This is a genomic window from Sphingomonas sp. Ant H11 (assembly GCF_000797515.1).
In the GTDB taxonomy this organism is placed as follows: Bacteria; Pseudomonadota; Alphaproteobacteria; order Sphingomonadales; family Sphingomonadaceae; genus Sphingomonas.
The window spans coordinates 1-5185 of sequence record NZ_JSBN01000145.1; the positions used below are offsets into that span (position 1 = coordinate 1).

Here is a 5185-nt window from a genome sequence, read left to right on the forward strand (position 1 = left end):
GCGCGGCCAGCGCCCCCGTCGCCGCGGCATTGGCCCCGCCGCCACCTGCGAGATCGCTGGTCAATTGCCGCGTGTTCATCGCTTCGCTCCACAAAGCGTGGAGCTGGCTGTCGCCCTGATACAGCATCGTCACGCGCTGCATCAGGTCGTCCGAGGCCTGTGGCAGGCCGGATGGCGCATATGAGGACACGTCATGGCGTCCGCGCAGCGCCAGCGGCACCGTCGCCGACACCGCAATCGCCTTGGCCTCGGTCGGCGGCAGCACGCCGAGCAGTCGGTTAAGCCAGCCATCCTTGACTTGGTAGGCGCTGGTCCCGCCGCTCTCGAGAACGTTCTGCCCGTCGAAATGCGACCGGTCCCGATAGGGCGAGGCGACCGCGTGCGCGAACAGCGCCTGCTTCTTGGTATAAAGCCCCCCGAGCACAGACAATTCTGGATGCAGCGCAAACATCGAATCGAGCTTGGCAGCCGTCGCGAAATCCGCCGCGAGATCGCCGCGTGCGCCGACGAAGGCTGGATCGCCGACCGGGGCAACGATCCCAAGGCCATCGGCAGCACCGCGCTGGATGATGAAGACAAAACGCTTGTCGGTCTCGGCCTTGGCAAACGCCATGCGCGGCGACAAGGCGAGCGTCAAAGCGCTTGCGACACTAGCGCCGATAAACGAACGACGATCGTACATGCTCTTATCTCCGCATGAATTCGGGGGCGACGAGCAGCAACGCCACCGCCTGTGCCGGACTTTCGCAATTCGCGAGCGCGGTTTGCGTGGCTGCACTGACGGAGCCCGGCAACACTTTCGGTGCCAGCGCGCGGGCATCGATATTGCCCGCCCGCGCGGCGAAGCGCTCGGCGGCTTCGACCCTGCGCAACACGGCATCGGGTCCAGCCCAGCTTCCCGCAATATCGTCAAAGCCGATCGGCTGGCCCGGCTTCCACGTCGGTTGCCCAAGTTGATTGAGCAGCCCGACCACCGCTTGCGGGTCCGCCGTCTTCACATTCAACGCGCGCATGGACGAGATCGTCCACTCCCACGGCGTCTTGAACTTTACCGGTTGTTCGACCCAAGCCTCGGGCGAAGCGATCAGCGCGCGGTATAGCGTTGGCAAATCCCCCCCGGAGGTGAGGAAAGCCGCTTGCAAACGCTCGACCATCGCGGGTGGCGGTGTATCGCCCGCAAAGTGCCGCGCGAGCTTGGTCGCGATGTGGGTGGCGGTCGCCGGGGCGACGGCCACGTCGGACAGCACAGCCCGCGCCTGCTCCACCCCGCCAGCCGGATAGCGCTTGCCCATGATCATGCGATCGCCCGGCTCGTGCAGCGGGGCGACAAAGACGAAATCACCGGGCAGCCCGTCCGTTCCGGCGGCCGCAGACCCAGGCCCGCGCCCGATCCCGGCGACCGTCCAACCGGTCATCGCGCGTGCGAATTCGGTGACGTCGGCCTGCGTATAGCCAGTGCGCACGCCGAGTGTGTGCAGTTCGAGAATTTCGCGTGCGAGATTTTCGTTCAGGCCAACCTTGCGGTTGCCACGAGCGGCGATCTTCAACCCAAGCGGCGATGTCGGGCCGACCGATACCGCCTGATCGAGATACAGCAACATCGCCGGATGCTGCTCCACCGCGATCAGCATATCCCGGAAGGTGCCCAGCACATGCGGCCGGATCGCCTCGAATTCCAAGGTTCCCGATAGACCGATCACTTCGAGCTTATCGGCCGAGACCGCGAAATGATTCGCCCAGAAATGCACCAGCCGTTCGACAAACGGCGTTTCCGTAACCAGGGCATTGGTCGCGCGCGCGCCCACTGCCCCGGCATAGTCGCCCCGGCCAGTCCGCTGCGCAAATTGCCGCGCCTGGCGCATCGCATCGTCCTTGCCCGGTGACGGGACGGCCCCTTGCGACAGAGTTCGCGGCTGCACCGGCTGGGTCCCCATCTGGAGACCGGCCGAGGCTGCACCCGCCATCGCGATGGCGGCGGCGGGCGGCGGAGCGGCCGGCCGCCGAGCTTGGTCGCCTGTTGCGCCCGCAGCGCGCGTTGCTGTCGAAAATAGTCGGCCAGTTCGGCGGAGACCCCCGCGCTGGTCGCGCGCTGGCAATCACATCCGGTACGGGATCATATTTCGCAAATTGGCCCGTCAGCCAGCCAAGCGGGTCAGCAGGCACCGGTTGGTCACCCCGCGCGCCCAGGCCGAAGCGGTTTAGGGCAATACTCGCCTTGGTCATCAACGTCGTCCTTGCGAATCGGCCCGTAATCTATGGGCCGCATATGTCGCAGAATTGTGCCCGAAACGGCCGTGGCGTTCGTTTGTTGCAACTGCACGCGCGTCGTTTGCGCTTGGGCACTTTGCTGCACTGCAATATAAATTCACGCGACAGCAGGACATCCACCGGGAGGGGATGCGCGATCGGCCTTAACTCCCCAGGAAAGGAACGATCATGTTCAAGACTCTCTTCGCCGCCACGGCTCTGCTCGCCGCCGCTTCGCCTGCCTTTGCCAACGATGCCGCGCAGCGCACCTTCACGCGCGATGGTGACACCTACACCTACACCACCGTGAACAAGGGCAAATATGTCGTCATCAGCGGTCGCGCTGCCTCAGGCGGCACGTTCCAGCTCCAGGTTCGCGGCGACCATATCACCGGCTATTCGCGCGGCGTTCCGGTGTCCTTCACCATTCCCAACGCTCAGGCGAAGCTGACCAAGACCGACATCGCCTTCCGCTAAGCGGTGGATCGCATAGCGAGGCGCGTCGCCGGTATCGGCCGGGGACGCGCTTCGCTTGTCAGCGGGCGCTAAAAGACCTCCGGCAAGTCGATCGGCCCCACTGCCGCACGATAGCGGGCAACCGCGTAGCGGTCGGTCATGCCTGCGATGAAATCGGCGATATGCCGACTGCGCCCCGGTTCGTCCTGCGGCATCCGCGCACTCCAATCGCCCGGCATCTGCGTCGGGTCCAGGCGATAGGCGGCGAACAGCCCCGTCACGATCCCCTCCGCCGCCCGCGCCGCCTCCAATTGGCGCGGATGGTGGTAGAGATTGGCGTACATGAAGCGCTTTAGCGCGCGCTCATCTTCGCGCATTTCGGCTGAGAAGCCGACCAGACACCGCCCCGCCGCGCGCACATCGGCAAGGTCGCCAATCCCGGTCAATCGCGATCGGGTTTCCGCGATCAGATCGTTGACCATCGCGCCGATCTGCGAGCGGATCAATTCCCCCACCAGCCGCGCCGGAGCAATGCCGGGAAAGCGGGCGCAGACATCGGCCCAGCCGCGCGCCACCACCGGCACCTCCAGCAATTGCTCAAGCGTCAGCAGACCGGCACGCAACCCGTCATCGATATCGTGATTGTCGTATGCGATATCATCGGCGATCGCGGCGACCTGCGCCTCCAGGCTCGGCCAGCGCGTCAGCTCCAGCGGAAAGGCGGCATCGCACTCGGCCAGCGCCCAGCCAGGACTGGCGATCGGTCCATTGTGTTTGGCCAACCCCTCAAGCGTCTCCCAGGTCAGATTGAGCCCGTTCCAGCACGGATAGGGGCTGTCGATCATCATCAATGCGCGCAACGTGTTGCCATTATGGTCAAACCCGCCCTGCCCTGCCAGCGCGGCTTGCAGCGCATCCTCCCCGGCATGGCCGAACGGCGGGTGGCCGATATCATGCGCCAGCGCGAGCGCTTCGGTGAGGTCTTCGTTCAGCCCAAGTGCGCGCGCAATCGTGCGGGCTATCTGCGCGACCTCCAGGCTATGGGTCAGACGGACTCGGAAATGGTCGCCATCGGGGGCCAGGAACACCTGCGTCTTGTGCCGCAAGCGCCGAAAGCTGATCGAATGGATGATCCGGTCGCGATCGCGCTGGAACGCGTCGCGCGGGCCGCGCGCGCTCCGCCCCTCGCCGCTCGGCTCGGGGTGGAGCCGACCGCGACTGCGCTCCGGGTGCGAGGCCCATGGCGCAAGCATCGTCATGCTACCCAACACCTTCTCATTTCGCGGGAAGTTTGGAGATCTTCTGGCCCGCTTCGCTCACAAAGACGAAGCCCGAAATATCGTCCTTGGCAAGATCGTTGACGAAGCGCTGCGCCTCGTCCTCCGATTTGAAGGGCCCGGTCAACAACCGGTTGGTCGCGCGGAGTGGCGTGGTCCAGGCACTTTTGCCGCCAAACGCCTTGGTCGCCTTGGCCCGGATCTTGGTCCATTGCTTGGGCAAATCCCCAACATTCGCACCCCCTGCCACCTGCACCCAGACGCGTGACGGCTCCAGGAATTTGGGGTCCTTTTTCTTCTTCTCTTCCGCCGCCTTTTTGTCAGCGGCAGCCTTCTTTGCGTCGGCGATTTTCTTGTCCGCAGCGGCTTTCTTGTCGGCAAGCGCCTTCCTCTCCGCGGCCGCTTTCTTATCGGCGGCCCGCCGGTCGGCGGCCTGTTTGTCGGCGGCAATTTCCCGTTCGCGGTCGGCTGCGGGCTGCGCCTCGACCACGGGTTGCGAAACCGGCGCTTGACGAACAGCCACTGGCTGGGCGGCCGGTGCAGGTGCCTCGCTCTGAGTCTCCGCTCCGGGCACCTTGATGTCCGAAATGATCGCCGCAAGGATCGATTCCTCGCTGCGCACCGGGGTCGGTGCCGGACGGGCCGGTGCTGGCGTAATCGTCTGCGTCGGGGCCTGTACGACGACCGGCGCGACCACCGCAGGCGATGATCGTTGCGGCACCGCGGCTGGAGGCGCGCTGAAGCGCGTCCCACCCGCCGGCGACGCGGTCGGCATGGGGGGGTGTATTGCCCGGGGCGACCGGATTGGCCGACACGGCCGGCGATGCCCCCTTTTTCGACATCGGCGATTGCGGCTGCAGCGGGACGGTTCGGACCGGCACACCGGTTTGCGGGACAACTGTGGCGGGAGCGTTGAACGTTGCGTGCGGAAGCGGGGTCGCGGGCGGCGTTACGGGCACGCGCACCGAGTTTGACGCCAGAACCACGGCAGAAGACGCGGGCGGGGCGGCATAGGTCGGAGGAACCAGTTGCGGCTGTGGCGTCGGCGCTGCCACCGCCGCCACTGCTGTCGCCTGGCCATGCTCCTGATCTTTCCGGGTCTTGCGCGCCTTGCGGCGCTCTTCGCGGGCGTCAACGGCGACGGTTGGCTTCGCCACCGCCGCGACCGCGACCGGCGCGGTCGGGTCGGGGCCGAGCGAGCCAGC

General features: G+C 65.9%; 5 protein-coding genes. 1 reads left to right on the plus strand and 4 read right to left on the minus strand.

The window, feature by feature from the left end; genetic code table 11:
• Both NW75_RS19680 and NW75_RS19685 read right to left on the minus strand, forming a co-directional pair.
• A partial coding sequence (locus tag NW75_RS19680) for a hypothetical protein (protein ID WP_033967043.1) occupies positions 1–682 on the minus strand: 682 nt, incomplete at its 3' end.
• 4 nt (positions 683–686) lie between these two features.
• Complete coding sequence (locus NW75_RS19685; protein ID WP_231565342.1) at positions 687–1964, minus strand: DUF1800 domain-containing protein; 1278 nt, start codon at positions 1962–1964, stop codon at positions 687–689.
• A gap of 472 nt (positions 1965–2436) precedes the next feature.
• Here NW75_RS19685 and NW75_RS19690 point away from each other — a divergent pair, with 472 nt between their 5' ends.
• Positions 2437–2724, plus strand: a complete 288-nt coding sequence (locus NW75_RS19690; protein WP_033967042.1) for a hypothetical protein — start codon at positions 2437–2439, stop codon at positions 2722–2724.
• Positions 2725–2792: 68 nt separating this feature from the next.
• On the opposite strand, the gene NW75_RS19695 is transcribed toward NW75_RS19690, so the two are convergent.
• Together NW75_RS19695 and NW75_RS19700 are read right to left on the minus strand one after the other, a co-directional pair.
• Positions 2793–3962, minus strand: a complete 1170-nt coding sequence (locus tag NW75_RS19695) for a deoxyguanosinetriphosphate triphosphohydrolase (RefSeq protein WP_033967044.1) — start codon at positions 3960–3962, stop codon at positions 2793–2795.
• Positions 3963–3978: 16 nt separating this feature from the next.
• The gene (locus NW75_RS19700; protein ID WP_052192525.1) at positions 3979–4755 is read right to left on the minus strand and encodes an SPOR domain-containing protein; all 777 of its coding nucleotides are present in this window, start codon (positions 4753–4755) and stop codon (positions 3979–3981) included.
• Positions 4756–5185: the final 430 nt, after the last annotated feature.

Coding starts and splice junctions, on each gene's coding strand:
- NW75_RS19695 (WP_033967044.1), bottom strand. CDS start 3,962: ATGACGATGCTTGCGCCATGGGCCTCGCACCCGGAGCGCAGTCGCGGT.
- NW75_RS19700 (WP_052192525.1), bottom strand. CDS start 4,755: ATGCCGACCGCGTCGCCGGCGGGTGGGACGCGCTTCAGCGCGCCTCCA.
- NW75_RS19690 (WP_033967042.1), top strand. CDS start 2,437: ATGTTCAAGACTCTCTTCGCCGCCACGGCTCTGCTCGCCGCCGCTTCG.
- NW75_RS19685 (WP_231565342.1), bottom strand. CDS start 1,964: ATGGCGGGTGCAGCCTCGGCCGGTCTCCAGATGGGGACCCAGCCGGTG.